The organism is Nocardia sp. NPDC060249 (assembly GCF_042728755.1).
GTDB lineage: Bacteria > Actinomycetota > Actinomycetes > Mycobacteriales > Mycobacteriaceae > Nocardia.
Window position 1 is genome coordinate 999,895 of record NZ_JBHXAQ010000001.1, and the last position, 24,157, is coordinate 1,024,051.

At 68.3% G+C, this 24,157-nt stretch carries 28 protein-coding genes and 1 pseudogene; 20 read left to right on the forward strand and 9 right to left on the reverse strand.

The window, feature by feature from the left end; genetic code table 11:
* Nucleotides 1-67: 67 nt before the first annotated feature.
* From ACFWFP_RS04400 to ACFWFP_RS04415, 4 genes and pseudogenes are all read left to right on the forward strand, one after another.
* On the forward strand, nt 68-1,252 hold the full coding sequence (locus ACFWFP_RS04400) for a Cmx/CmrA family chloramphenicol efflux MFS transporter (protein ID WP_379293085.1): 1,185 nt from the start codon (nt 68-70) through the stop codon (nt 1,250-1,252).
* A 152-nt stretch (nt 1,253-1,404) separates the two neighbouring features.
* Nucleotides 1,405-2,325, forward strand: coding sequence for a pyridoxal 5'-phosphate synthase lyase subunit PdxS (gene pdxS / locus ACFWFP_RS04405; RefSeq protein WP_379293086.1), 921 nt, complete (start codon nt 1,405-1,407; stop codon nt 2,323-2,325).
* A gap of 467 nt (nt 2,326-2,792) precedes the next feature.
* Nucleotides 2,793-3,644, forward strand: a complete 852-nt coding sequence (locus tag ACFWFP_RS04410) for an ATP-binding protein (RefSeq protein ID WP_379293087.1) — start codon at nt 2,793-2,795, stop codon at nt 3,642-3,644.
* A gap of 11 nt (nt 3,645-3,655) precedes the next feature.
* Nucleotides 3,656-3,775, forward strand: a pseudogene (locus tag ACFWFP_RS04415) (pyridoxal 5'-phosphate synthase lyase subunit PdxS); the annotation flags it as partial.
* Nucleotides 3,776-3,864: 89 nt separating this feature from the next.
* Here the strand turns inward: ACFWFP_RS04415 and ACFWFP_RS04420 are convergent.
* A complete protein-coding gene (locus ACFWFP_RS04420) occupies nt 3,865-4,692 on the reverse strand; it encodes an SDR family NAD(P)-dependent oxidoreductase (protein ID WP_379293089.1) in 828 nt (275 codons plus the stop codon).
* Nucleotides 4,693-4,799: 107 nt separating this feature from the next.
* Here ACFWFP_RS04420 and ACFWFP_RS04425 point away from each other — a divergent pair, with 107 nt between their 5' ends.
* Nucleotides 4,800-5,372, forward strand: a complete 573-nt coding sequence (locus tag ACFWFP_RS04425) for a TetR family transcriptional regulator (protein WP_379293090.1) — start codon at nt 4,800-4,802, stop codon at nt 5,370-5,372.
* 34 nt (nt 5,373-5,406) lie between these two features.
* Here the strand turns inward: ACFWFP_RS04425 and ACFWFP_RS04430 are convergent, their stop codons facing one another.
* Both ACFWFP_RS04430 and ACFWFP_RS04435 read right to left on the reverse strand, forming a co-directional pair.
* The gene (locus ACFWFP_RS04430) at nt 5,407-6,063 is read right to left on the reverse strand and encodes a response regulator (RefSeq protein WP_379293091.1); all 657 of its coding nucleotides are present in this window, start codon (nt 6,061-6,063) and stop codon (nt 5,407-5,409) included.
* Nucleotides 6,060-7,223, reverse strand: a complete 1,164-nt coding sequence (locus ACFWFP_RS04435) for a sensor histidine kinase (protein ID WP_379293092.1) — start codon at nt 7,221-7,223, stop codon at nt 6,060-6,062. The genes ACFWFP_RS04430 and ACFWFP_RS04435 overlap by 4 nt, the downstream gene beginning before the upstream one ends.
* A 139-nt stretch (nt 7,224-7,362) precedes the next feature.
* Here ACFWFP_RS04435 and ACFWFP_RS04440 point away from each other — a divergent pair, with 139 nt between their 5' ends.
* On the forward strand, nt 7,363-7,965 hold the full coding sequence (locus ACFWFP_RS04440; RefSeq protein WP_379293093.1) for a hypothetical protein: 603 nt from the start codon (nt 7,363-7,365) through the stop codon (nt 7,963-7,965).
* 19 nt (nt 7,966-7,984) lie between these two features.
* Here ACFWFP_RS04440 and ACFWFP_RS04445 read toward each other — a convergent pair whose 3' ends face one another.
* Nucleotides 7,985-8,782 carry a hypothetical protein gene (locus ACFWFP_RS04445; RefSeq protein WP_379293094.1) on the reverse strand — a complete coding sequence of 266 codons (798 nt, stop codon included), beginning with the start codon at nt 8,780-8,782 and terminating at the stop codon, nt 7,985-7,987.
* 126 nt (nt 8,783-8,908) lie between these two features.
* On the opposite strand from ACFWFP_RS04445, the gene ACFWFP_RS04450 reads away from it, so the two are divergent.
* The 3 genes from ACFWFP_RS04450 (at nt 8,909) to ACFWFP_RS04460 (ending at nt 11,156) form a co-directional block, all read left to right on the forward strand.
* The gene (locus tag ACFWFP_RS04450) at nt 8,909-9,643 is read left to right on the forward strand and encodes a sulfite exporter TauE/SafE family protein (protein ID WP_379293095.1); all 735 of its coding nucleotides are present in this window, start codon (nt 8,909-8,911) and stop codon (nt 9,641-9,643) included.
* 50 nt (nt 9,644-9,693) lie between these two features.
* Entirely contained in the window at nt 9,694-10,482 is a 789-nt protein-coding gene (locus ACFWFP_RS04455; protein ID WP_379293096.1) for an inositol monophosphatase family protein, read from the forward strand.
* Nucleotides 10,483-10,658: 176 nt separating this feature from the next.
* The gene (locus ACFWFP_RS04460; RefSeq protein WP_378988951.1) at nt 10,659-11,156 is read left to right on the forward strand and encodes a hypothetical protein; all 498 of its coding nucleotides are present in this window, start codon (nt 10,659-10,661) and stop codon (nt 11,154-11,156) included.
* A gap of 87 nt (nt 11,157-11,243) precedes the next feature.
* On the opposite strand, the gene ACFWFP_RS04465 is transcribed toward ACFWFP_RS04460, so the two are convergent.
* Entirely contained in the window at nt 11,244-11,852 is a 609-nt protein-coding gene (locus ACFWFP_RS04465; RefSeq protein ID WP_379293098.1) for a hypothetical protein, read from the reverse strand.
* A 79-nt stretch (nt 11,853-11,931) separates the two neighbouring features.
* Between ACFWFP_RS04465 and ACFWFP_RS04470 the strand changes: the two genes are divergently transcribed.
* Nucleotides 11,932-12,753 (forward strand): acyl-CoA thioesterase, encoded by an 822-nt coding sequence (locus ACFWFP_RS04470; protein ID WP_379293099.1) that lies wholly within the window; start codon nt 11,932-11,934, stop codon nt 12,751-12,753.
* A gap of 48 nt (nt 12,754-12,801) precedes the next feature.
* Here ACFWFP_RS04470 and ACFWFP_RS04475 read toward each other — a convergent pair whose 3' ends face one another.
* Entirely contained in the window at nt 12,802-14,598 is a 1,797-nt protein-coding gene (locus ACFWFP_RS04475; RefSeq protein ID WP_379293100.1) for an APC family permease, read from the reverse strand.
* Nucleotides 14,599-14,705: 107 nt separating this feature from the next.
* Here ACFWFP_RS04475 and pdxT point away from each other — a divergent pair, with 107 nt between their 5' ends.
* The gene (gene pdxT / locus ACFWFP_RS04480; protein WP_379293101.1) at nt 14,706-15,326 is read left to right on the forward strand and encodes a pyridoxal 5'-phosphate synthase glutaminase subunit PdxT; all 621 of its coding nucleotides are present in this window, start codon (nt 14,706-14,708) and stop codon (nt 15,324-15,326) included.
* A gap of 92 nt (nt 15,327-15,418) precedes the next feature.
* Entirely contained in the window at nt 15,419-16,174 is a 756-nt protein-coding gene (locus tag ACFWFP_RS04485) for a YebC/PmpR family DNA-binding transcriptional regulator (protein ID WP_379293102.1), read from the forward strand.
* A gap of 58 nt (nt 16,175-16,232) precedes the next feature.
* Here ACFWFP_RS04485 and ACFWFP_RS04490 read toward each other — a convergent pair whose 3' ends face one another.
* Entirely contained in the window at nt 16,233-16,733 is a 501-nt protein-coding gene (locus ACFWFP_RS04490) for an SRPBCC domain-containing protein (RefSeq protein WP_379293103.1), read from the reverse strand.
* Between the two features lie 91 nt (nt 16,734-16,824).
* Here ACFWFP_RS04490 and ACFWFP_RS04495 point away from each other — a divergent pair, with 91 nt between their 5' ends.
* The 6 genes from ACFWFP_RS04495 (at nt 16,825) to ACFWFP_RS04520 (ending at nt 20,731) form a co-directional block, all read left to right on the forward strand.
* Nucleotides 16,825-17,334 carry an O-acetyl-ADP-ribose deacetylase gene (locus ACFWFP_RS04495; RefSeq protein WP_379293104.1) on the forward strand — a complete coding sequence of 170 codons (510 nt, stop codon included), beginning with the start codon at nt 16,825-16,827 and terminating at the stop codon, nt 17,332-17,334.
* A gap of 39 nt (nt 17,335-17,373) precedes the next feature.
* On the forward strand, nt 17,374-17,820 hold the full coding sequence (locus tag ACFWFP_RS04500) for an acyl-CoA thioesterase (protein ID WP_379293105.1): 447 nt from the start codon (nt 17,374-17,376) through the stop codon (nt 17,818-17,820).
* A gap of 80 nt (nt 17,821-17,900) precedes the next feature.
* Nucleotides 17,901-18,470: a crossover junction endodeoxyribonuclease RuvC gene (gene ruvC / locus ACFWFP_RS04505; protein ID WP_358111945.1), complete on the forward strand. Its 570-nt coding sequence runs from the start codon at nt 17,901-17,903 to the stop codon at nt 18,468-18,470.
* A complete protein-coding gene (ruvA, locus tag ACFWFP_RS04510; RefSeq protein ID WP_379293106.1) occupies nt 18,467-19,066 on the forward strand; it encodes a Holliday junction branch migration protein RuvA in 600 nt (199 codons plus the stop codon). Before ruvC ends, ruvA begins: the two co-directional genes overlap by 4 nt.
* Nucleotides 19,067-19,069: 3 nt before the next feature.
* Entirely contained in the window at nt 19,070-20,164 is a 1,095-nt protein-coding gene (gene ruvB, locus ACFWFP_RS04515; protein WP_379293108.1) for a Holliday junction branch migration DNA helicase RuvB, read from the forward strand.
* A gap of 54 nt (nt 20,165-20,218) precedes the next feature.
* On the forward strand, nt 20,219-20,731 hold the full coding sequence (locus ACFWFP_RS04520; RefSeq protein ID WP_378626902.1) for a GtrA family protein: 513 nt from the start codon (nt 20,219-20,221) through the stop codon (nt 20,729-20,731).
* Between the two features lie 117 nt (nt 20,732-20,848).
* Here the strand turns inward: ACFWFP_RS04520 and ACFWFP_RS04525 are convergent, their stop codons facing one another.
* The gene (locus ACFWFP_RS04525; RefSeq protein ID WP_379293110.1) at nt 20,849-21,427 is read right to left on the reverse strand and encodes a DivIVA domain-containing protein; all 579 of its coding nucleotides are present in this window, start codon (nt 21,425-21,427) and stop codon (nt 20,849-20,851) included.
* A 36-nt stretch (nt 21,428-21,463) separates the two neighbouring features.
* Nucleotides 21,464-22,093: a TetR/AcrR family transcriptional regulator gene (locus ACFWFP_RS04530; protein WP_379293111.1), complete on the reverse strand. Its 630-nt coding sequence runs from the start codon at nt 22,091-22,093 to the stop codon at nt 21,464-21,466.
* A gap of 82 nt (nt 22,094-22,175) precedes the next feature.
* On the opposite strand from ACFWFP_RS04530, the gene ACFWFP_RS04535 reads away from it, so the two are divergent.
* Entirely contained in the window at nt 22,176-23,666 is a 1,491-nt protein-coding gene (locus ACFWFP_RS04535; RefSeq protein WP_379293112.1) for a flavin-containing monooxygenase, read from the forward strand.
* A 143-nt stretch (nt 23,667-23,809) separates the two neighbouring features.
* Nucleotides 23,810-24,154: a preprotein translocase subunit YajC gene (yajC, locus tag ACFWFP_RS04540; protein WP_379293113.1), complete on the forward strand. Its 345-nt coding sequence runs from the start codon at nt 23,810-23,812 to the stop codon at nt 24,152-24,154.
* Nucleotides 24,155-24,157 lie beyond the last annotated feature (3 nt).

The following is a 24,157-nucleotide window of genomic DNA, read 5'->3' on the forward strand; positions in this document are numbered from 1 at the left end:
GCGGCCGCCTCATCTCGGACACCGCGCGCGACGCGCGGTGTCCTGGTATCCGGAGAGTTGATCGAATATGCCCATCGGGGTTTTCGTGCTGGCTGCCGCGGTTTTCGCGCAGGGCACATCGGAATTCATGATGTCGGGGTTGCTGGCGCGGACCGCCGCCGACTTCGGCATCTCACTCGGCACAGTGGGGTTGCTGACCTCGGTGTACGCGGTCGGCATGGTGCTGGGCGCGCCGACGATGGCGGCCACCGCGGGTCGGTGGCCGCTACGACGCTCGGCGACAACATTTCTCGCGCTCTTCTGCGTCGCCCATGTCGTCGGCGCGCTGACCACCGATTTCGCGGTGCTGGTGGCTACCCGCGCGGTCGCCGCGGTCGCCAACGCCGGATTTCTGGCGATCGTGCTGGCCGCCCTGCCGCGGCTGGTCGGGCCCGCGCTGGTCGGCCGGGCGAGCTCGATCATCGTGTCCGGGGTGACGGTGGCCTGCATCGCCGGCGTGCCTGCGGGGACTGTGCTCGGACAGCTGTGGGGTTGGCGATCGGCTTTCTGGGCTGTCGCGGTGGTGAGCGCGGTGGTCCTGGTCCCGGTGGCGTCGATGGTGCCGCGCGACGGTGCCGGAGCCGGCGCCCCGGATCGGTCGATGCGGTCGGAGTGGACGGTGCTCGGGGTGCGCGCGGTGCGGTCGGCCGTGCTGGTCGGGGTGCTGGTCAATGCCGCGACGTTCGCCGCGTTCACCTATCTCGGCACCATCGCCGCCGGGATCGCGGGCACGCCCGGGATCTGGGTCCCGCTGGTGCTGGCGTTGTTCGGCCTCGGCTCCTTCGCCGGGGTGACGCTCACCGGTCGGTACAGCGACCGCCACGGTCGCTCCATCATCGCCGTGGGCACGGCCGGACTGGTCGGCGTGTGGGCGCTGGCCGCGATCAGCGCGCACACGATGGCAGGATTCGCGGCCATGACGTTGCTCACGGGCGCGGCCGCGTTCGGCGTCGGATCGGCGTTGATCGCGACGATCGTGCGGACCGCGGCGCCCGCCGCGCCTCGGCTGGCCGGGGCGTTGGCCACCACCGCGCTCAATATCGGCGCGGTGCTCGGTCCGGTCGCCGCCGGCGTGGCCGTCGATCGCGCGCACACCCCGGTCGCGGCGCTGTGGTGCGCTGCCGGGACGGCGGCCGTCGCGGCGGCGATCGTGCTGTTCGACCGGGTCCGTCGCGGCCCTGAGGCGGTCGCGGTCGGAGCCCTCGCACGGTGAATGCCAGGCCATCGGACAAGGCCAGCGGTGGGCGGTGAACGCATCGCCGCTGGTCGCGACAAGGCCAGTGGTGCTCAACTGGCTATGAAGGCCGATTTCGGGCAGCTCTAGAATCGACGGTGAACCGAATCCGAGCGACTTGATTGGCGCCCATGACACAGGAGACATTCGTGACTACGCCTGAGACCACCAACACCGTCGGCACCGCCCGCGTGAAGCGCGGCATGGCCGAGATGCTCAAGGGTGGCGTGATCATGGATGTGGTCAACGCCGAGCAGGCCAAGATCGCCGAAGACGCCGGCGCCGTGGCCGTGATGGCGCTCGAGCGGGTGCCCGCCGACATCCGTGCCCAGGGCGGCGTGTCCCGGATGAGCGACCCGGACATGATCGACGGCATCATCGCCGCGGTCTCCATCCCGGTCATGGCCAAGGCCCGCATCGGCCACTTCGTCGAGGCGCAGATCCTGCAGAGCCTCGGCGTGGACTACATCGACGAGTCCGAAGTCCTCACTCCGGCCGACTACGCCAACCACATCGACAAGTGGAACTACACCGTCCCGTTCGTCTGTGGTGCCACCAACCTGGGCGAGGCCTTGCGCCGCATCACCGAGGGCGCGGCCATGATCCGCTCCAAGGGCGAGGCGGGCACCGGTGACGTGTCCAACGCCACCACCCACATGCGCACCATCCGCGGCGAGATCCGTCGCCTGACCTCGCTGTCCGAGGACGAGCTGTTCGTGGCCGCCAAGGAATTGCAGGCCCCGTACGAGCTGGTCCGTGAGGTCGCCGCGACCGGCAAGCTCCCGGTCGTCATGTTCACCGCCGGTGGCATCGCCACCCCCGCCGACGCCGCCATGATGATGCAGCTCGGCGCCGAAGGCGTGTTCGTCGGCTCGGGCATCTTCAAGTCCGGCAACCCCGAACAGCGCGCCGCCGCCATCGTCAAGGCCACCACCTTCTACGACGACCCGGACGTGCTGGCCAAGGTCTCGCGTGGCCTCGGCGAAGCGATGGTCGGCATCAACGTCGAAGAGATCCCACAGCCGCACCGCCTGGCCGAGCGCGGCTGGTGATCTTCCGCCCGAAACTGTTCGGGCACTGAGTAATTCGAGTGTGGGCTCGTCCGTTTCGGACGGGCCCACAGCCGTCAGCGCCCGCGGGCGGACCGGTGCCCTGACGACCTGGCCGCGCTGCTTCTGTCTACCCAGGCCGGCCCGACCCGCCACCGTGCGCAATCAGCGACCTGTTGTTGGCAAAACAGCGACTTTCTGTCTGTGAAACAGCGGATTTGTTGTCGTAGAACAGCGACTTTGACGTTGGATGGGGCCGTGACCTCGAACGATATCCTCGCCCGGCATGCCCTCCCCTGGACGAAGGAGCTCGTTGACTCGTTCCCTGTTGTTGTCGTGGAGGGCGCACGCCAGTCGACCGGCACCGCACGCCAAGCAGGTTCCTCCTCACCGGGTCGGCGGATCTGCTCCGGCTCGAACGGACGCCCGACTCGCTCGCGGGGCGCGCTGTCACGCTGCCACTGCGAACCTTGAGCCAGGGAGAGATCAACGGTCGCCTCGACGACTTCGTGACTCGCTTCCTCTCCGGTGTCGATCCCTTCGAAGTCCGTTCGACGGTCTCGCGTGAGGACTACGCGAACATTCTCGCGGCAGGCGGATATCCGGAAGTCTTTCGGAGGTCATCGCGCCTGCGCGCGGCCTGGTTCGACGGATACGTGGACCGCATTGTTCAGCGCGATGCCCGCGATGTCCGACGCCTCGTCGACGGCAACCGCTTGTCGACCGTTCTGCGCCTGGTCGCGGCGAACCAAGCCGGCGAGCTGGTCCGCGCACGCCTCTCGCGCGACGCCAACGTTCCCGAGACAACCATGACCGCTTATCTCGACCTCGTCGAGACGCTGTACCTCGTCGAGAGGATCCGACCGTGGACGGGAAATCTCACGACTCGCCAGACCGGCAAGGCCAAGGGGCTCATCACTGACTCCGCGCTTGCGATGCACCTGTCGGGCGTCACGGCTGCCCGAGCCGCCGCACTGGTCGGCGGCGGCGAGCTGCTGGGTCCGCTGCTCGAAGGTCTAGTGGTCTCCGAACTGCGCAAGCAGCAGACCTGGAGCGACACGCGGTTCTCTGTCTTCCACTACCGCGAGTCGTCGGGCGTCGAGGTGGACGTCGTCCTCGAGCTGGACGATGGTCGGGTCCTCGGCCTCGAGGTGAAGGCGAAGCAGACCTACAAGCCCGAGCTTTTTCGTGGCCTGCAGCGGCTTGCCGAGCGTTTGGGCGACAGGTTTCTCGGCGGGGTGGTGCTCGGCACCGCGGACCAGGGCGTGCGGTTCGGCGAGAACCTCGTCGGGTTACCCATTGCCTCCTTGTGGGAGCTCTGATCGGATCAGTCACCTTCTCCGACGACCCGGACGTGCTGGCCAAGGTCTCGCGTGGCCTCGGCGAAGCGATGGCCGGCATCAACGTCGAAGAGATCCCGCAGCCGCACCGTCTGGCCGAGCGCGGCTGGTGATCATGGGCCCGATAGCGCTCGGGCACTGAAGAATTCGCCTCGCGGGCGTCGTGATCGCGACGCCCGCCGAGGCATTTCCGGGCGAGGGCTCAGCGCCGCAGGAGTTCGGTGGTGAGGGTGTCGAGGCGGATCGCGTTGTCCGGGTCGAAGTCCTTGCGCGTCAACGGAAGTCGGGTCCGGAGCCGGAAAGCGGTCACCGGATCCGCGGGTGGTTCGTCGAGCAGCCGGGCGATCGGCGGGACCGACCGGCCGACAGATCGGCCGAAGACGAATCCGGCGGCCTTGGTCAGGATTCGCTGAGGCGTGGGCAGGGGGTCGGCCATCGCGGTGCGCACCATCATCGGGTTGTAGAGCACGTAGCGGGTGCGTGCGTGCGGGTAGCGCTGGGGAAAGGCGATGCCGAGCAGGTCGTTGGCGCGCGAGGCCTGCATGGCGGCGCGCGTGCCGGTGTAGTTCTCGCGCAGGGTCAAGTCGTCCCAGTGGATTCGGCCCGGGAAGCCGCCGGGGCCGCAGATGTTCAGGATGACCGGGGTGTCGGCGCATTCCAGCGCATCGGCGAGACCGTGCCCGAGGACGAATCGGCTCAGGTAATGCAGCGCGAACGTGAACTCGATGCCGTCCTCGGTCACCTCGCGCCGCGGCCGGAAGCGCTGGGCGCCGAAGACGAGGCCGTCGGCGGTGCTGACCAGAGCAGTGACCCGGGCAAGCGTGTCCCACATTCCCGTCAGGGTGCTCAGGTCTGCTCGGAGGAACACCGCGCGTTCACCCGCGCCGATCGCGATCGCCTCCCGGAGGAACGCCTCGCCTTTCGCCGTGCCGCTGGCGATCGCGATCACCCGGTCGCCGCGTCGCAGAAGATGTAGGCCGAGCCCCTTGCCCATGCCGTCGGTGCCGCCGGTGATGACATATGTGCGCATCGAATCCCGTTCTCCTCGAATCACTCTGGGCTGTGTCATCGGCCGATATCTCGAGGCTGGAAACGGGGACACCACCAAGTCAACATCTGATGACTTAGCATGACTTCATGGAACCGAAGCCCGAACCACGTCGCCGCGATCGTGCGGCCACCCGCGCCGCGCTGCTCGCCGCCGCGCGCATCCGTTTCGCCGCACAGGGTTTCGACGGCACCGGCCTGCGTGAGATCGCCGCCGAGGTCGGCGTCGACCCCGCTTTGGTGTCGCGCTACTTCGGTTCCAAGAAGCGGCTCTACGCCGAGGCGATGCACGTGGAGATCCCGACCGGAGTGGCCGCGGATCCGCACCGGCCGGTCGTCAGCATCGCCGACGCGCTGCTCCATGACGTCGTGTACCAGGACTGGTCGCAATACGGCGGAGAACACCCGCTGCTGGCCATGCTCCGATCGGCCGGCCACGACGACGTGCGCGATCAGCTCCGCGCCCAACTCTGCGACGGCTACCTGCGCGAATTCGCCGATCGACTCGACGGTCCCGACCCGCAACTGCGTGCGGAGCTGATCGGTGCGCTGCTGATCGGTCTCGGGGTGCTGCGCTCGGTGATCGGCACGCCCGCCGTGAGCGCGGCTCCGTTCGACCGCACCCGCGTGCTCGCGGCCCGGATGGTGAACGCCCTGAGCTGATCGCGACCAGGAGACCCGCGATCGCCGTGGCGGCTCAGAGGATTCCCTGTTCGTGGGCGTAGATCGCGGCCTGGGTGCGGTCGCGGACGCCGAGGCGATGGAGGATGCTCGAGACGTGGTTCTTGACGGTGCCTTCGCTGAGGTAGAGGGACCGGGCGATGTCGCGATTGGCGGCGCCTGTGGCGAGTAGGCGAAGGACCTCGGTTTCGCGGCCGGTGAGGTCGATGGTGGGGCGGGGGATACGGGAGCGCACCATGGCGGCGAGGCGAGTGGTGACGGCGGCGGAGTACTGGTCGACGCCCGCGTGCGCGAGACGGATCGCCTGGGCGAGCTCGGCGGCGGGCAGATCTTTGAGCAGGTAGCCGGACGCGCCCGCCTGCAGGGCCGCGACGATGTAGCCGTCGTCGTCGAAGGTGGTGAGCATCAGTACTGTGACCCGGCCGCGCAGCCGGGTAGCTGCCTCCACGCCGTCAATCCCCGGCATCCTGACATCCATCAGCACCACGTCCGGATCCAGCGTGGTAGCGAGTTCGACCGCCTCGGAGCCGCTTTCGGCCGTACCGAGCACTTCGATGCCCGGTTGCAGGGCGAGCAACGCGGCGATCCCTTCGCGAACCAGGCGCTCGTCATCGGCGATCAGCACGCGGACCTTCGCCGCAGTGCCCGGCATCTCGGGATCGCGTCCGCTCATCGTGTCACCGCGGGGGCCGTGGCGAGCAGACGAGTTCCGCCGGGACCGGAGGTGATGCGCACCTCGCCGCCGACCAGGTCCAGGCGTTCACGCATTCCGGACAGCCCCTGCCCTTCCGTCACGCCAGGCGCGAAACCTGTTCCGTTGTCGGCGATATCGAGGATGCCGCTGCCGGCGGTGAGGTCGACGCGGACCGTGACGGCGGTGGCGCCGGAGTGGCGGCGTGCGTTGGTGAGCGCTTCTTGTGCGGCGAGGTACAGGGCGAGCCGGACGGGTTCGCCGACGGTTTCCTCGGGGCCGGTGAGGTCGAGGGTCACGGCGAAGCCGGTGTCGTCGAGGCGGGTCGCGAGCGCTCGCAGCGCGGTGGCGAGGGTGAACTGCGTGTCGTCGGCGCGCAGGGTGCCGACCGCACGCCGCACCTCGTCGAGAGCCCGGCGCGTGGAGTGACGCCCTTCTTCGAGTGCCCGGTCGGCGATGTCGTTGTCCAATGTCCGGTAGGCGGCCGATTTCTCCAGTTGGATCGCGGTAACCACGAGGTGGTGGCCGACACTGTCATGGATATCGCGCGCAACCCGGGTTCGTTCGGCGACGGTGGCGAGGGAGACCGCCTGGTCGGCGTATTCCCGGAGCCGGGCGTGCGCGTCGGACAGCTCGGTGAGCAGTGTTTCGGCACGGCGCCGCCCGGTTTCCTCGCGTTCGGCGATCACCGCGATCGCGAGGGCGAAGACGACGCCGATCGTGAACATCAGCAGATCCGAGAGTGCTTCGGGATTCGCGCGCAGCGCCGGTCGCCCGAGGACGATGATCCCAGCGAGGAGTAGACCGCCACCGGCGAGTGCGTAGGCGACACGATGCCCGACGGTGAAATAAGCGGTGAGCGGAAGCAAGACGAACAGAACCTTCGCATTGCCGCTGCTGTCGAGGGCGGTGATCACCGTGTACAGGACGGCGCGGACGACCAGCCCAGCGATCGCGAGAGTCCTCGACCGGGTGAACCACTCTTCGGCGACCTCCAGCCCTCCCGCGAGGACCAGGGCCCCGGCGAACGCGATCGACCGGGCGGGGTCGACGGGGGCGGTGGAGGCGACGGCGAGCCCGGCGACCAGCACCGAGACATAGAGGAAGCACGCCACCCAGGTCAGTGCGCGCGGTCGATGCATTCGCTGAGCGTAGGGGCAGATCCGACGCACGGCCACGGTCGCGCGGAGATTGTGGCCGAAGGTCATGGGTCGCGCGGCACTTACCGCCGTGACCACCGGATTCCTACCGTCGAGCTCGACATCGAGAAGGGATTCAGACATGGACACACGAGCACTACTGCGCCTGGGTGGCGTCTCCGGTTTCCTCTGCGGCGCAGCGATCGCGGCGGCGGGCGCGATCGAACTGATCGCCGCGGGCAAGATACCGCTCACCCAGGTGCTCAACGGGGCGGCAGTCCCGTTCGGGATCGGCCTGCTGGTGGCGTTGTACGCGCTGCTGCACCAGCGTCTCGGCCGCTTCGGCGCAGTCGCTTTCGTCGTGCAGTTCCTCGGCTTCGGCTATTTCGCGGGTATCGCCTTCGCCATGAACTTCGTGCTGGTGTATCTGGACAAGCCGGTGGTCGACGAATTGCTCACCAGCCCAGCCAAGATCGCCTTCCTCGGCACCGCGGCCCTCGCGCTGAGCGGAACGCTGCTGTTCGGCGCCGCGCTGCTGCGCAGCGCGGCGGTCCCGCGCTGGGCGGTGATCCTCTACATCGTTGGCCTGTCCGTGCTCAGCCTGACCTTCCTGCTCCCGACCACGCTGGTCCGCGTCGGACACCTCGCGGCCGGATTCGGCATGGTGTGGCTGGCCTGGGCCGTGTGGTCGAGCGTGACAGTGAACTCGGCGGCTCCCGCTCGCGCGTGGCAGCCCTCGACCTAGCGATACCGGATGCCGCGGCCTACGGCTGGCCTGCCGCGCCTTCGGTATCGGCGGTGAGGGCGTCGGCGAAGTTCTCGGCGTAGCCGAGGATGAGCTGGCGCTGGGTGGGGAGCAGGACGGCCAGTTCGTGCCAGGCGATGGCGGTGGGGGAGCCGTACAGATGGGTCAGGTCGGTGACCAGCGCCGCCGCCTGTTCGGGAGTGGGAGCGGCGGGGCGGGCGAAGGCGAGCAGGGAAGCGCCGATGGCGATGTGGCGGTAGCCGTGGGTGGCCATGCGGCGGATGACGGTGTGGTTGTCGTAGGTGCTCCAGTCGTCGGCGAAGTACCCGTTGGGGATGCCGGCGATGGCGAGGTCGTCGCGGTCCACCGGGACACGCTGGATCAGCACGACGTCGTCGACCACACGATCGGGGGAACGGTTGGCGGCGACGAGCGCGGCGAGTTCGTCCTCGGACGCGGTGCGGGTGTCGCTCAGCGCCTCCCACGGAACACGGGCGGACGGGTTGTCGAGCAGTGCGGCGATCCGGGAGACCGTGGCGTTCTCGGCGTGGTGGGTGGCGGCGGGGTCGTCCGGGTCGTCGTGGCCGACGCCGCCCTCGCCTTCGATGAGGCCGAGCGTGGCGTGCATGCTCGTGTACGCGCACTGGCCGAGATCGTCGAGCGTGCACAGGATCCTGGCGTCGGGATGGTCCATGCGGACCAGCTCCAACGCGTCGAGCAGTTGGGCGAAGGTGGTGACGTCGTCGAGGCGGGCAACGGTGTTGGAGTCCAGCCGGTTACGTCGAACGGGTGGTTCGCCCGGCTCGAAAGTCGTCATCTGCACTCCGACATCCTGGCACGGCCTTCGGCGCGTCGGAGTGATCCCGGCGCAGGTGGGCGATGTGGGCTCGGTATCGGTTGGCCCAGAGATTGCTGCCAACTGGGCGTACCGTACAGTCGGTCCGTGACCGCGCTCGACTTCTCCTTGCTGGTCGTCGCGGGATTTTTCACCGGCTTGATCGGTTTCGTCACCGGGATGGCCTCGATCGTCTCCTATCCGGCGCTGCTGGCCGCCGGTCTGCCGCCCGTCGCGGCCAACGTCACCAACACGGTCGCCATGGTCGCCGTCGGTGTCGGCGCGACCGCGAATTCCGGACGTGAACTCGTCGGCCGAGGGCCCACACTGGTGCGCTGGGCGGTCTTGGCGGCGGTGGGCGGGCTGCTCGGCGCGCTCGCGCTGCTGGTCGCGCCCGACGGCGCGTTCGAGGTGGTCGTGCCGTTTCTGGTGGCCATGGCGTCGATCGCGCTGCTGGTGCAACCACTGGTGCGCCGCCATATCGGCGAGCTCAGCGCGCCCTGGATCGTGCCGGTCGGCATCCTGCTCACCTCCGTGTACGGCGGGTATTTCGGCGCGGGCGCGGGCGTGATCTACCTGTCGATGATGATGTTGTGCACCGCCGAATCCATCTGGAGCGCTTCGATTCTCAAGAGCTTCCTGCTCGGCATCGCGAACCTGGTCGCCGCGGTGGGCTTCGCGGCCTTCGGGCCGGTGCACTGGGGCGCGGCGCTGGCTCTCGGCGCGGGTGCGCTGGCAGGTGGCTGGTGTGGTCCGCCGGTGGTGAAAGTGATCCCGCCGGGTGTGTTGCGGGTGACGGTCGGCATCGGCGGTCTCGGTCTCGCCGTGTATCTGGCCCGATAGCGGCGCCGGTTCGCCCGCCGCGGTGCCGCCCGGTCCGTAGCCTGGAAACGGTGCACCACTCAGATAGTGAAATCGCAATCCACGCAACAGAAGTCGCTTCGACGGTGATTCGGTCGGCGTTCCACGCACCGCTCACTCGCTACGCCAAACAGGGCGACGACTTCGCCACGCAGGCCGATATCGCGGCCGAGAAAGCCATCCTCGACGTCCTCGCGACCGCCTGTCCGGGCGACCGATTCGTCGCCGAGGAATCGGGCGTCACCGGCTCTGCCGGCGGCGATCGGACGTGGTTTGTCGATCCACTCTGTGGCACCAGGAATTTCGCTGTCGACACCGCGTTCGTGGCGGTCAATGTCGCGCTGCGCGACGGCGACACCGTGACAGCGGCCGCGACCGCCGACCCGTTCGCCGGGGAAGTGTTCTGGACCGCGGGGCAGGGTGCGTTCCTGCGCACCGGCGGCCGCGACGAGCCGTTGCGCCCGCACGCGGGCAGCCATCTCGTCGATGTCGACCTCGACCACCCGTTCCCCTGGTCGACCCCGGCGCGGCTGTTCGACGCCGAAGGCTTTGCGGGAGAGTTCCATCCGCGGGTCTTATCGACCTCGTTAGCCCTCGTCTGGGTGGCGGCCGGGCGCCGGGCCGCCTACATCACCGGCGGTGATCTGCGCGACAGCGTGCATTTCACCAGCGCGATCGCGGTGTGTCAGGCGGCGGGGTGCGTGGTCACCGGTCTCGCGGGGCAACCGCTGCACACCGCGCCACACGGGCTCATCGCGGCAGCGGACGCGCCGACCCATGCGCGGCTGGTCGAGGCGGTGGCGGTTCTGCGCGCCGGGTGATGCTGGGGTGCATCACAATCGGGGGCATCTCACAGACCGAGGTTGTGTGTGTCTCAGAGTTTCCTCAACATCACTGGGTAGCGTCCTGGCCGTGGCATCGAGGCCTGCGCTGTGTGGCGCCGGTCCGTCGCCGTCGCCCAGAGGGCGAGATTCCGACCCGACGTAAGGACGAGTGGATGAAGTTTCGTAGGACCGGACGAGTCGCGATCGCAGGACTGGCTGTGGTCGCCGCGCTCGGCCTGAGTGCGTGCAGTGACGACAAGGGCGACAAGCCCGCGCCCAAGACCACCACCAGCGCCAAGGCTCAGGGTTCGGCAACCGCGGACCTGCCGGCGGTGCCGACGGTCGAACAGCTCAACGCCCAGCTCACCACCGCACTCGACCCGGCGGTCCCCAACGACCAGAAGCTGGACTTCGTGCAGGGTATCGAGGCCGATCCCGAGCTGCCGAACCGTTTGGCACAGGCCGTGCAGGACAACAACGTCCAGGTCCAGGTCACCGAGGTGACCTCCTTCGGTGACAGTGTCAACGCCAAGGCCAACTTCACGGTCAACGGCCAGACCAATGTCGTCGACGTGCCGTTCGTGGCCGAAGCGGGCAAGTGGAAGGTCCAGAAGTCGTGGGCCTGCGGCATGCTGACCAACCTGGGCCAGACCTCGGTCGCCTGCGCCTGATCGTCCGCGCCGAAGCCCCGTTCGCTCCTGGTGGACGGGGCTTTCGCGTCCGCGCCGCTTGCCGGGGCCGGCGCGGTGTTTGTGATGTCAGCTGCGCAGCGCCGCCCGATCGGGATGATCCCAGCGAACCGTCCATGTCGCTTCCTCGGGATTGTCGGCAGTGTGATCGCGCACAGCGGGCAACGTCCAGTGCTGCTCGGCGGGCGTGCGCCGCAGCGCCGCTTGTTCACTGAGCTCCAAGCGGACCGCGAGATCGAAGTCCAGACCGCGACCCAGCAGCATCGGCCCCGCGAGCACCAGGGCCAGATCGGCCTGCGCCGGGCGAATCGCCGCCCGCGCGGACCGGTCTCGCTGCTCATCCCACAGCGCGGGCAACCAGCGCCCCTCGGTGCGCAGCGCGTCCACGATCTCACGGCGCAGCGCCTCGTAGTCGAACCATGCTGTGCGATAAGACCATTCGTCATCGCGCCCGTATTCCATGCGCAGCGACGCGGGTCGCACGAAGTCGTGCACCGACACCACCGCCGCCGATCGGCCCCGATCCGAGAGTGTCCGCGCGATCTGGCGGCCCAGTTCGACAGGCATCGCGGCATCGGCACCGTCCACCGCGAGTATCCGTCGCCCCGGCAGCTCGACGAGCCGGTCGGCGACGAGCCGGGAGAGGGCGGCGGGCGAGGTGGGCGTGAAGGTCGGCACCGGACCATCTCAGCAAATTCCGGGCCGCTGCGCAGAGCCGGACATACCGCCCGGTCGGCAAGGCGATAATCTCGAGCGCATGGCGACAATCGAAGAGGCGCTCGCGATCGAGCGACTGGAGCGCGACATCTTCCGCGGTGCTTCCACGGAGTCTCAGCTACCGCGCACCTTCGGCGGTCAGGTGGCCGGGCAGGCGCTGGTCTCGGCGGTGCGTACCGTCGATCCCAGCTACCAGGTGCATTCCCTGCACGGCTACTTCCTGCGACCGGGCAATCCGGAGGAACCCACCGTCTACCTGGTCGAGCGCATCCGCGACGGCCGGTCGTTCTGCACCAGGCGGGTCACCGGGGTGCAGGACGGGCAGGCGATCTTCACGATGTCGGCCTCGTTCCATCACGGTGACGAAGGGCCCGAACACCAGGATGTGATGCCCTCGGTCGAAGGTCCCGACGACCTGCCCGACGCCAGCGTGACCATGACCCCCGAGCGGCTGTGGGCCATGCGCGAATGGGAGCACTGGGACATCCGCACGCTCCCGCAGGAACAGGTCGTCGCGCGCGACGGCGCCGTGTCCCCACAGCAGGTGTGGTTCCGGTACCGGCACCCGCTGCCCGACGACCCGATGTTCCACGTCTGCACCCTGGCCTACATGAGCGATATGACGCTGCTCGGCTCGTCGAAGGTGATCCACCCCGACGAACCGACCCAGAACGCGTCCCTGGACCACGCCATGTGGTTCCTGCGCCCGTTCCGAGCCGACGAATGGCTGCTCTACGACCAGTCCTCACCCTCGGCCGGTTTCGGTCGCGCGCTGACCGGTGGCAAGATCTGGGACCGCGAGGGCAACCTGGTCGCCGCCGTCGTCCAGGAAGGTCTGATCCGCACGCCGCGCCACAAGTAGTACGGTGCCGCTCCGGTGCGGGTGGCCGCCGCACCGGAGCCGCCACGACTAGGGAACCTGCACGCGCAGGTGGCAGACCACGGTGTCGCTCATCCGGCGCAGCACCCGTTCGAGTTCGTCGCTGCGGTGGCTGGGCAGTACCCGATCCCACCCGCTCGGCGGATCGATCTCGGCGATCACCACCACCTTGCGCCGATCGCCGAAATTGTCGCGGACATAGCGGGCGACCGGCCCGCCGACGGTGGCGTCGCTGTCCTCGAGCAGCACCAGGCGCACCTCGGGGTGCCACACGTCCCAGGCTTTCGTGAACGCCGTCGTGGACTCACCCGGCAGGCAGACGTGCACGGCGGTGACGTCCTCGCCGATCGACAGGGCGGCCGAGAGCGCTTCGCGACTGAGCTCGCACACTTCCGCGATCGGCACGATGATCGCGGTGCCGGTCGGCCGCGGCCGCGCGGGTACCGCACCGGTACCGCGAGAGCCGCCGATCCTGGTGTAGGCGTTGCGAATTCGTTCCATCCCGAGCATCAGCAGCGGCAGCACGACCACGATCAGCCAGGCACCCTCGGTGAACTTCATCGCGGTGGTGACGACGGCCGCGACGAACGTGAGCAGCGCGCCGAACCCGTTGAGCGCGATGCGCCATCGCCACCCGTCGGCGCGGGTCAGCCACCAGTGCCGCACCATGCCGGTCTGCGCGATGGTGAACCCGACGAACACGCCGATCGCGAACAGCGGGACGAGCGCGTTCATGCTGCCCGCCGCGGCCACCACCAGCACCGCGGCACTGATCCCGAGCGTCAGCACGCCGTAGCGGTACACCCGGCGTGGGGTCGCGACGGAGAAGCGATGCGGCAGGCAGTTGTCGTCTGCGAGCAGTCTGGTCAGCGTCGGCAGCCCACCGTAGGAGGTGTTCGCCGCCAGGGCGAGCAGAATGACGGTGGCGAATTGCACCACGTAGTAGCCGATGCCGTGGCCGAGCGCGGCCTCGGTGAGCTGCGAGAGCACGGTGGTGCCCTCGATCGGCTGGAGCGAGAACTTCTCGATCAGCACGGCCAACCCGATCAGCATCGTGCCGAGCAGCAGCCCCAAGGCGACTTCGGCGCGCTGGGCGCGGCGCACGCGCGGCTGTTCGAAACTCGGTACCGCGTTCGCGATCGCCTCGACACCGGTCAGCGCGGCGCAGCCACTGGAGAACGCCTTGAGCAGCAGCAGGACCCCCACGGTGTGGATATCGCTGACCGCCGCGGTGCCCGCCGTCACGGCCGCGGGCTCCGTGCGCAGCAGGCCGCCGATGATCACCACGAAGATGCCGCCGACGAACACCGCGGTGGGCAGCATGAACGCCTTCGCGCTCTCGGTGATGCCGAGCAGATTGAGCGCGGTGATCCCGACCAGCACGGCCAGGCAGATCCCCACCGTGTACCCGTGCAGCGCGGGGAAGGCCGAGGTCAGCGCGGCGACACCGGCCGCGATCGAGACCGCGACATTGAGCACGTAGTCGACGATCAGCGAGGCCGCGGCGAGCAGGCTGGTCCGGTCGCCGAGGTGTTTCTTGGCGACCGCGTAGGCGCCGCCGCCGTTGGGGAACGCGGCGATCACCTGCCGATAGGACGCGATGAGGACGGCGAGCAGGGCCGCGATGGCGAGGGTCACCGGCAGGGTCATGCCGAGTCCGAGCCCGCCCGCGGTGGCCAGGACCAAGACGATGGCCTCCGGTCCGTAGGACACCGAGGCCATCGCGTCGAGGGACAGCCCGGCCAGGCCGGTGGGAACGGTCAGTCCGCGGCGCTCCGGGACGATCTGCGCAGGTCCGGGCGACTTGCGGGGCAGCAGTGCAATCACACATTGCAGTGTCGACCTGTTCCGCGTGGATGCACCCGCCGTTGACGGAACCTTGACGCCGCGGCGTGAGCGGGCACACATCACCGTGGCTCGTAAGCTCAACGGCTGTGAACGCAACCTCGACCCCCGCCCGGCCGACCATCGGTGTCCTCGCACTGCAGGGTGACGTGCGCGAACACGTTGCCGCGCTGGAGCACTGCGGCGCCGATCCGGTGCTGGTGCGGCGCGAGCCGGAGCTGGCGGCGGTCGACGGGCTCGTGCTGCCCGGCGGCGAGTCGACCGCGATCTCGAAGCTGTTGCAGGCGTTCGACCTGCTGGAACCGTTGCGGGCGCGGCTGCGCGACGGGCTGCCCGCGTTCGGGTCGTGCGCGGGCATGATCCTGCTCGCCTCGGAGGTCCTCGACACCAGGCCCGACGCCCAGCACCTGTCCGGCATCGATATGACGGTGCGGCGCAACGCGTTCGGCCGGCAGGTCGATTCCTTCGAGACCGATCTGGACTTCACCGGCCTCGACACGCCCGTGCGCGCGGTGTTCATTCGCGCGCCGTGGGTGGAGCGGGTGGGTGACGGTGTCGAGGTGCTGGCGCGGGTGCCGCACGGCCCCGCCGAGGGCCGCATCGTGGCTGCCAGGCAGGGCAACGTGGTGGCGACCTCGTTCCATCCCGAGGTGACCGGCGATCTTCGGGTGCACGAACTGTTCGTAGACCTGGTTCGCGCAGCGCGATAAAGCCCGCGTCGGCGGGCGTGGCGGACGGTGAGTAGGCTGGATCGAGCTTGTCCGCCCGGGCAGACGCGCAACCGACTTGAAGGAAGTAGGGCATGAGCGGCCACTCCAAATGGGCCACCACCAAGCACAAGAAGGCGGGAATCGACGCCAAGCGCGGCAAACTCTTCGCCAAGCTGATCAAGAACATCGAGGTGGCGGCCCGCACTGGTGGTAGTGACCCTGCGGGCAATCCGACGCTGTTCGACGCCATCCAGAAGGCGAAGAAGACATCGGTCCCCAACGACAACATCGAGCGCGCCCGCAAGCGCGGCGGTGGTGAAGAGGCCGGCGGCGCCGACTGGCAGACGATCATGTACGAGGGCTACGGGCCCAACGGTGTTGCCGTGCTGATCGAGTGCCTCACCGACAACCGCAACCGCGCCGCGGGCGAGGTCCGGTTGGCGATGACCCGCAACGGCGGCAACATGGCCGACCCTGGTTCGGTGTCGTACCTGTTCGCCCGCAAGGGCGTGGTGACGCTCGAGAAGAACGGCCTGTCCGAGGACGACGTCCTCGAGACGGTCCTCGACGCGGGCGCCGAAGATGTCAACGATCACGGCGACGTCTTCGAGATCATCTCCGAGCCCGGCGATCTGATCGCGGTGCGTTCGGCCCTGCAGGCCGCGAACATCGACTACGACTCCGCCGAGTCCGGTTTCCAGGCGTCGGTGTCGGTCGCGGTCGACGTCGAGGGTGCGCGCAAGGTGTTCAAGCTGGTCGACGCGCTCGAAGACAGCGACGATGTGCAGAACGTGTACACCAATGTCGACATCTCCGACGAGGTCGCCGCGGAACTCGACGACGAGTAGTCGTTTTCCGTCGATTCCGCCCCGGCCGCGCATTCGGCCGGGGCGGTTCACGTTTCGGCTAGGACGCCCGCTGCTGGTAGTAGCCCGACATCGACGGGTAGTAGTCGGCGAATTCCGGTCGCTCGGTGTGCGTGCAGGCGGCGACGAACATGTCCGCGTAGTACTCCCACCCCGGACCGATCTGCGGGATCTCCGCCAGCTGAAATTCCGATGTCAGATGGTGGACCAGGCGCAGTTCGGTGGCCGCGCCGGTGTCGAGCAACGTCACCTCGAGCCGCCACACGCCGATCTGGTCGGTCGAGGAGATGGCGAGGTGGATCGGTGGGGTGCAGTCGTCGATGTGCATCGACGACCACGGTTCACCCTCCTCGAACCGCATCTGCACCCGGATGGTGTTGCCGGTCCCCGCCTCGCCCTCCCAGGTGCCGTACCACCCCGAGGTCAGATGCGGATCGGTCAACCGCGCCCACACCTCCTCGATCGGCAACCCCAACGACCTCGTGATCACCAGGTCCCGCCCATCGGGCGTCGCGACGATGTCACCGGTGGGTATGGCCATGTGTGGTTCTCCTCGCCTCGGACGGACCGACCATGCCTGCTCGTTCGACGGTACCCGTGGCCGGCGTCGGCGCCCCGGCACAATGAGGATCATGACGCGAATCGAGACGGTCCGGGGCGACATCACCGAGCAGCAGGTGGACGCGGTGGTCAACGCCGCGAACTCCTCGCTGCTCGGCGGTGGTGGTGTCGACGGGGCGATCCACCGCAAGGGCGGTCCGCAGATCCTGTCCGAATGTCGCGACCTGCGCGCCTCGCGCTACGGCAAAGGCCTGCGAACCGGGCAGGCGGTCGCGACCACCGCGGGCCTGCTCCCCGCCCGCTGGGTGATCCACACGGTCGGCCCCGTCTGGTCCGCCACCGAGGACCGCGCCGACCTGCTCGCCTCCTGCTATCGCGAATCCCTGCGCGTGGCAGACGAAGTGGGAGCGGCGACCGTCGCGTTCCCGGCGATCTCCACCGGCATCTTCGGCTGGCCGATGGATGACGGCGCGCGGATCGCGGTCGAGACGGTCCGCGCGGCCGAGACGCGTGTGACGCAGGTGCGGTTCGTGCTGTTAGACGATCGTGCGCTCGCGGTCTTCACCGCCGCGCTCGGATAGCGGCGAAAGGTGTCGGACCTCGGTGGCACACTCACGGGCATGGCGGAAACCACTGTGCCGTTTCGGGTTCGGATCCCGATTCGGGTGTCCGATCTCGACCCGCAACTGCACGTCACCGGCTCGGCGTATCAGCAGTTCGCCGACCACGCGCGGTTCGCGTGTGTGACCGAGGCGGGCGTCTCGGTGCCGGACTTGCTCGCGGCGGGGCTGGGTCCGGTCAATCTGGAGCTGAACGTTCGCTATCTGCGGGAGTTGCGCGCGAACGACACGGTCGAGGTCGACTGCCGGTGGGAGTGGGGGCAGGGCAAGACCTATCGGGTGGAGCACACGCTCACCAGGGATGACGGTGCGGTCGCCGCGACGGTGTCGTATGTGAGTGGCCTGCTCGACCTGCGAACACGCAAGCTGGTCGCGGATCCGGCCGGCGTCTGGGCCGAGCACGCCGGCGATCCGGCACTGCTCGGGCTCCCGCCGCGACCGGCCTGAGCGTCGTGTCGCTGGTCGGCCGGAACGCGGGAATGCTCTAGACTTTCGAACAACTGTTCGTGTCTTCGAAGGGGTGGCCGGTGCGGGTGATGGGCGTCGATCCGGGTCTTACCCGGTGCGGGCTCAGCATGGTGGACAGCGGACCGGGCCGCAAGGTGGTCGCCCTCGACGTGGGGGTGGTGCGGACCCCGCCCGATGCCGAGCTGGCGTTGCGGTTGATGGCCGTCGCGGATGCCGCCGAGGAGTGGATGGATACGCACCGGCCCGAAGCTGTCGCGATCGAGCGGGTGTTCGCGCAGCACAATGTGCGCACCGCGATGGGGACCGCGCAGGCCGGTGGGGTGATCGCGCTGGCCGCGGCGCGGCGTGGGATCCGGGTGGCGTTCCATACGCCCAGTGAGGTGAAAGCGGCCGTCACCGGCAACGGTACGGCCGACAAAGCACAGGTCACCGCCATGGTGACGCGGATTCTCGGTTTGCGGGTCGCGCCGAAACCGGCCGATGCCGCCGACGCGCTCGCGCTGGCGATCTGTCATTGTTGGCGGGCGCCGCTGATGGACCGGATGGCGGCGGCGCAGGCACAGGCGGACGAGGTCCGCCGCCGCTACGAACAACGGCTCGCCGAACAACGGAAGGTGGTGCGCGGGTGATCGCGTCGGTACGCGGGGAGGTACTCGAGATCGCGCTCGATCACGTGGTGATCGAAGCCGCGGGCGTCGGGTACCGCCTCAACGCCACCCCGGCCACCCTCGCCGGGCTGACCCGTGGCGAGCAGACCCGCCTCTACACGGCGATGATCGTGCGCGAGGACTCGATGACCCTGTTCGGGTTCGCCGACACCGAAGCGCGCGAACTGTTCGGGCTGCTGCAGACCGTGTCCGGCGTCGGCCCCCGCCTGGCGATGGCGGTGCTCGCCGTGCTCGAACCCGAAGCATTGCGCAAAGCGTTGGCCGAGAGCAACGTCGCCGCCCTCACCCGGGTCCCCGGCATCGGCAAACGCGGCGCCGAGCGGATGGTCGTCGAACTGCGCGACAAGGTGAACCAGGTGGCCGTCCCCACCGGTCCGCCCGGTGCGCACACGCCGAGTGCTCCGGTGCGCGAACAGGTTTGCGAGGCGCTGATCGGCCTCGGGTTCCCGGCGAAGCAGGCCGAACAGGCCGTCGACACCGTCCTCGCCGACCACCCCGCCGCCACCACCTCGGCGGCGTTGCGCGCGGCGCTCGGCCTGCTCGGCAAGAACAGGTAGACCGTGGACGACGACTTCGACAACGTCGCCGAGACCGACGAATCCGACCTCACCGCCCGGTATCTCAGCACCGACGGCGAAGCCGAAACCGGCCTGCGTCCCACCTCGCTCGACGAGTTCATCGGCCAGCCCCGCGTGCGCGAACAGCTCGCACTGGTCCTGCGTGGCGCGCGTCAGCGCGGCGCCACCCCCGACCACGTCCTGCTGTCGGGACCGCCGGGCCTCGGTAAGACCAGCATGGCGATGATCATCGCCGGCGAACTCGGTACCGCCCTGCGCATCACCTCGGGACCCGCTCTGGAGCGCGCGGGCGATCTCGCCGCCATGCTCTCCAACCTGGTCGAGGGCGACGTCCTGTTCATCGACGAGATCCACCGCATGGCCCGCCCGGCCGAGGAAATGCTGTACCTGGCGATGGAGGACTTCCGCGTCGACGTGGTCGTCGGCAAGGGCCCCGGCGCGACCTCGATCCCGCTCGACATCGCCCCGTTCACCCTGGTCGGCGCCACCACCCGCTCGGGCGCGCTCACGGGTCCGCTGCGCGATCGCTTCGGGTTCACCGGGCATATGGACTTCTACGACCCCGTCGAGCTGCTGCAGATCCTCACCCGCTCGGCCCGGATTCTCGGCGTGCGGATCGATCACGACGCCGCCGCCGAAGTCGCCGGACGCTCGCGGGGCACGCCTCGTATCGCCAACCGGCTGCTGCGCCGGGTTCGCGACTATGCCGAGGTCAGGGCGGACGGCGTCATCACCCACCCCATCGCGATGGCGGCGCTCGAGGTCTACGACGTCGACGCGCTCGGTCTCGACCGGCTCGACCGAGCCGTCCTCGGGGCGCTCGTGCGTGGCTTCGGCGGGGGACCGGTGGGTGTGTCGACCCTGGCGGTCGCTGTCGGTGAGGAAGCCGCCACCGTGGAAGAGGTCTGCGAACCGTTCCTGGTCCGCGCCGGACTGGTCGCCCGCACACCCCGCGGCCGGGTGGCGACCGCCGCCGCCTGGGAACATCTCGGCCTGGTGCCACCGCCGGATCTGGTCATCGGCGCCATCGAAGTGCGCGGTCGCGAACCGCAACCGAGTGCCGACCGCTACGACTGAGATACCGCGGCTCCGGGCGGGCATCGCGCCGCAACGTCGTCTACTGTCGATTCGGTGGCAGTCCTAGAGGTGGTGCAACGACTCCCCGAGCCGTTGCGTTCCCTGCTCCTGAAGCATCGGGAACTTCTGAAATTCGCCGTGGTCGGTGCGATCACCTGGTTCATCGACACGGGCGTCGTGTACGCGGTGAAACTGACGGTGCTCGGCGACAAGCCGCTCACCGCGCGCCTGCTCGGCGCGCTGATCGCGACCATCGCCTCCTACATTCTCAACCGCGAGTGGTCGTTCAACGCGCGCGGCGGTCGGCAGCGCAGTCACGAAGCGGCCCTGTTCTTCGCGGTGAGCGCCCTGGGCATCGTGGTCACGATGATCCCGCAGGCGTTGTCGCTCTACGCGCTGAATCTGCGTGTGCCGCACGTGGATCCGACGGTGCAGATGGTCGCCAACTTCATCTCGGGACAGATCCTGGGCGTCCTGCTGGCCATGGCCTTCCGCTTCTGGGCCTTCCGCCGCTACGTCTTCCCCGACGACCTACGCGAAGCCGAACTCCACAGCATCCAGGGATAACGCAACCGGCGCCGATCCCTACCGGTCGTGCCGGGCCGAGAACCCGGAGAACCAGCCGCCGAAGTTGCTGCTGGTTTCGCCTTCGGGCCGAGAACCCCGCGGCGCCAGCCGCCAAGATCACATCCGGCGTTCGGGGTGTTCCAGTGCGGTGATCACCAGGTCGATGAAGGCGTCGACTTCTTCGCGGGCGTAGCCGCGAGTGCCGAGGCGGGTGTCGGTGAAGCGCACGCCGCGCACATCGGCGGTGGTGAGGCTGCCGGGGCCGTTGTGGGCCAGGGTCGCCGCGACCAGGTCGAGGAAGGCGTCGACCTCTTCCTCGTGGTAGCCGCGCCTGCCGACGGCGGACTGGGTGAACCGCATGCGGTGCACGTCGTCGGGGGTGAGCATCTCGGCGACATCGTCGCCCGCACGCGCCGCCGGAACGGGAGCGCCGCCCTTCTGGCGATATTCGAGCTCGGTCCGCACCCGGTCGAGGAAGTCGTCGACCTGGTCGGCCTGATATCCGCGACCGCCGAAACGCGGTGCGCCGAAGTGCACGTGGCGGATGTCGTCGGCGGTGAGCGCGCCCTGCCCGTCGAGGGTGGCCGATACCCGTTCCAGGAAAGCGTCGACCTCGTCTGCGTGGTAGCCGCGATGGCCCAGGGTCGGCATGGCGAAGTGGGTGCGGCTCACATCGTCGGGCGTCACAGCGGTCATTCTCTCAGGATTGCCCTTCTATCCCACGGCTTTTCGTTATCGGGCAGCGGCGCGCACGCCGTCGATGAACAGCCGCCGCACGGCGTGACTGTACACCGACATCGATGCCGGATCAGGGGTTCGCATCCCGGCGACCAGCCCGGCGACGATCATGCCCAGTGCCGCCTTGGCGGTACTGGCGGTATCGATATCGGCGCGCAGGTAGCCGACGCGCACACCGTGTTCGAGGTAGCGCGTCATGAGGATCTCGGTGGCGTCGACGAGGCCGTACACCCGTTCGGTGAGCTCGTCGTCGATGCCGGTGGCGTGGAACAGCAACAGGTGCGCGGTGCGCGGATCATCGAGCAGGACGCGGTTGAGCGAATCGCTGATCCGGTCGATCAGCGCGGCGTATTCCTCGATGGTGGCGGCGCTTTCGGGCTCCATATCGTGGTCGAGTGCGCCGAAGATGCGTCCGCTCACCTCGTCGATGACATGGTCGATGATGTCGCGCTTGTTCGCGAAGTAGCGGTAGAAGGTGCCGTGCCCGATACCGAGACGCGTGGCGATATCGGCGATTCCGGCGGCGTGATAGCCCTTCTCGGCGAAGCAGTCGAACGCGGTATCGATGATCTCCCTGCGCAATTCGGCTTTGCGCTGGTCGATTCGCGAGGGTGGCTTCGTCACATTGACGATGTTACATTCGATGTAATCAGAATGACGTGTCATTCTGGAACTGGAGCATTCTCCCTCAGTCTGGAGGTTCGGCGTGGTACCTCAGTTCGACGCGGTCGTGGTCGGAGCGGGTTTCGGTGGCATCGGTGCCGGTATCGAGCTCGACCGGCTCGGGTTGCGCGATTTCGTCATCCTGGAACGGGAGGACGACCTGGGCGGCACCTGGCATGTGAACCGGTATCCGGGTCTGGCGGTCGACATCGCCTCGGTGACCTACTCCTATTCCTTCGAGCCGAACCCGCGCTGGACCCGTTTGTTCGCCCCCGGCGCCGAGCTGAAGAGATACGCCGAGCATGTGGCCGGCAAATACGATCTGCGCAGGCGGATGCGGTTCGGGACCGTCGTCGACGGTGCGCGCTGGGACGCGGAGCACCAGCAGTGGGTGGTGACGATCGCCGGCGGTGAGACGCTGACCGCGCGCTATCTGCTCGCGGCGACGGGTTTTCTGTCCCAGCCCTACACTCCGCCGTTCCCCGGCATCGAGTCCTTCGCGGGCAAGATCATCCACACCACCGACTGGGACGCCGGTTACGACCTGACCGGTCGCAAGGCCGCCGTCATCGGCACCGGCGCCACCGCGGTGCAGCTGGTGCCCGAGGTCGCGAAGAAGGTCGACGAGCTCACCGTGTTCCAGCGGACCCCGATCTGGGTGGTGCCCAAGGTCGACGCCCCGATTCCGGGGGTGGTGCGGGAACTGTTCGACAGGGTTCCGCTCACGCAGAAGGCGGCCCGGCTGGTCAACACTGGCATGCTCGAGGCGTTGATGGTTGTCGGCGTGCTGCACTACAAGCAGGCCAAACCGTTGAACCGGGCGGCTGCCGCGTTGGCCAAGGCGCACCTGTTCGCGCAGGTGCGTGATCCGGAGACCAGGGACAAGCTCACCCCGCACTACGACTTCGGCTGCAAGCGCCCGACGTTCTCCAACACCTATTTCAAGACCTTCAACCAGCCGCACGTGCGGCTGGAGACGAACTCGATCGACCATGTGGAACCCGACGGCATCGTCACCGCCGACGGCCACAAAACCGAGATCGACACCTTGCTGCTGGCCACCGGCTTCAACCTGTGGGACGTGAACTTCCCGGCCATCGAAATCGTCGGCCGCGACGGTGTGAATCTCGGAAAGTTCTGGCGCGACAACCGTTTTCAGGCTTACGAGGGCATCACTGTGCCCAAGTTCCCCAACTTCCTGAGTCTCAACAGCCCTTACTCCTACAGCGGGCTGTCGTACTTCACCACCATCGAAGCCCAGATGAAGCACATGGGCAGGTTGTTCACCGAACTGTTCCGCCGGGGCGAGCAGACCTTCGAGGTCACCGACGAGGCCAACGCGCAATTCCTCGACCGGATGACCGACAAGCTCGGTTCCTCGGTCTTCTACGGTGGTGACTGCTCGTCCGCGCGCAGCTACTACTTCAACCAGCACGGTGAAGCGGCACTGCTGCGCCCGACCAGCACCGCCGCCGCGCACCGCGAGGCCGTCACCTTCCCGCTCGACGATTACACCTACGGCCCCGTCGCCTGAACACCCTCTGCCCCGGTTCGCGCACCCGCGGACCGGGGCAGTTTCACGCGCGCGTCGGTGTCCGGTGTGTCGCCGCGGCGGGGAACTGGCAGACTGTCAGGCGTACTCGCACGTCCACCACTGACTAGGGACTGACTTCGACGATGGACTTCCTCTTTCCGCTGCTGATCCTGGCCCTGCTCGTGCCGATGTTCTTCGGTATCCGCAAACAGAAGCGGGAGGCCGAGAAGGTCTCGACGATGCAGGAGTCGCTGAAGGTGGGCGACGCGGTCGTCACCACCTCGGGTCTGTACGGCACCATCGTCGACCTCGACGAGACCACCGTCGACCTGGAGATCGCCGAGGATGTCGTCACCACCTGGCTGCGTCAGGCGATCCGCGAGGTGCGCGCCGACGAGGCGACCGTCGAGGAGACCACTGAGGCCACCGACGCTCCCGTTGTCGAGGAAGCCGTGGAACAGACCGAGACCCGGCTGACCAAGGACTGACCA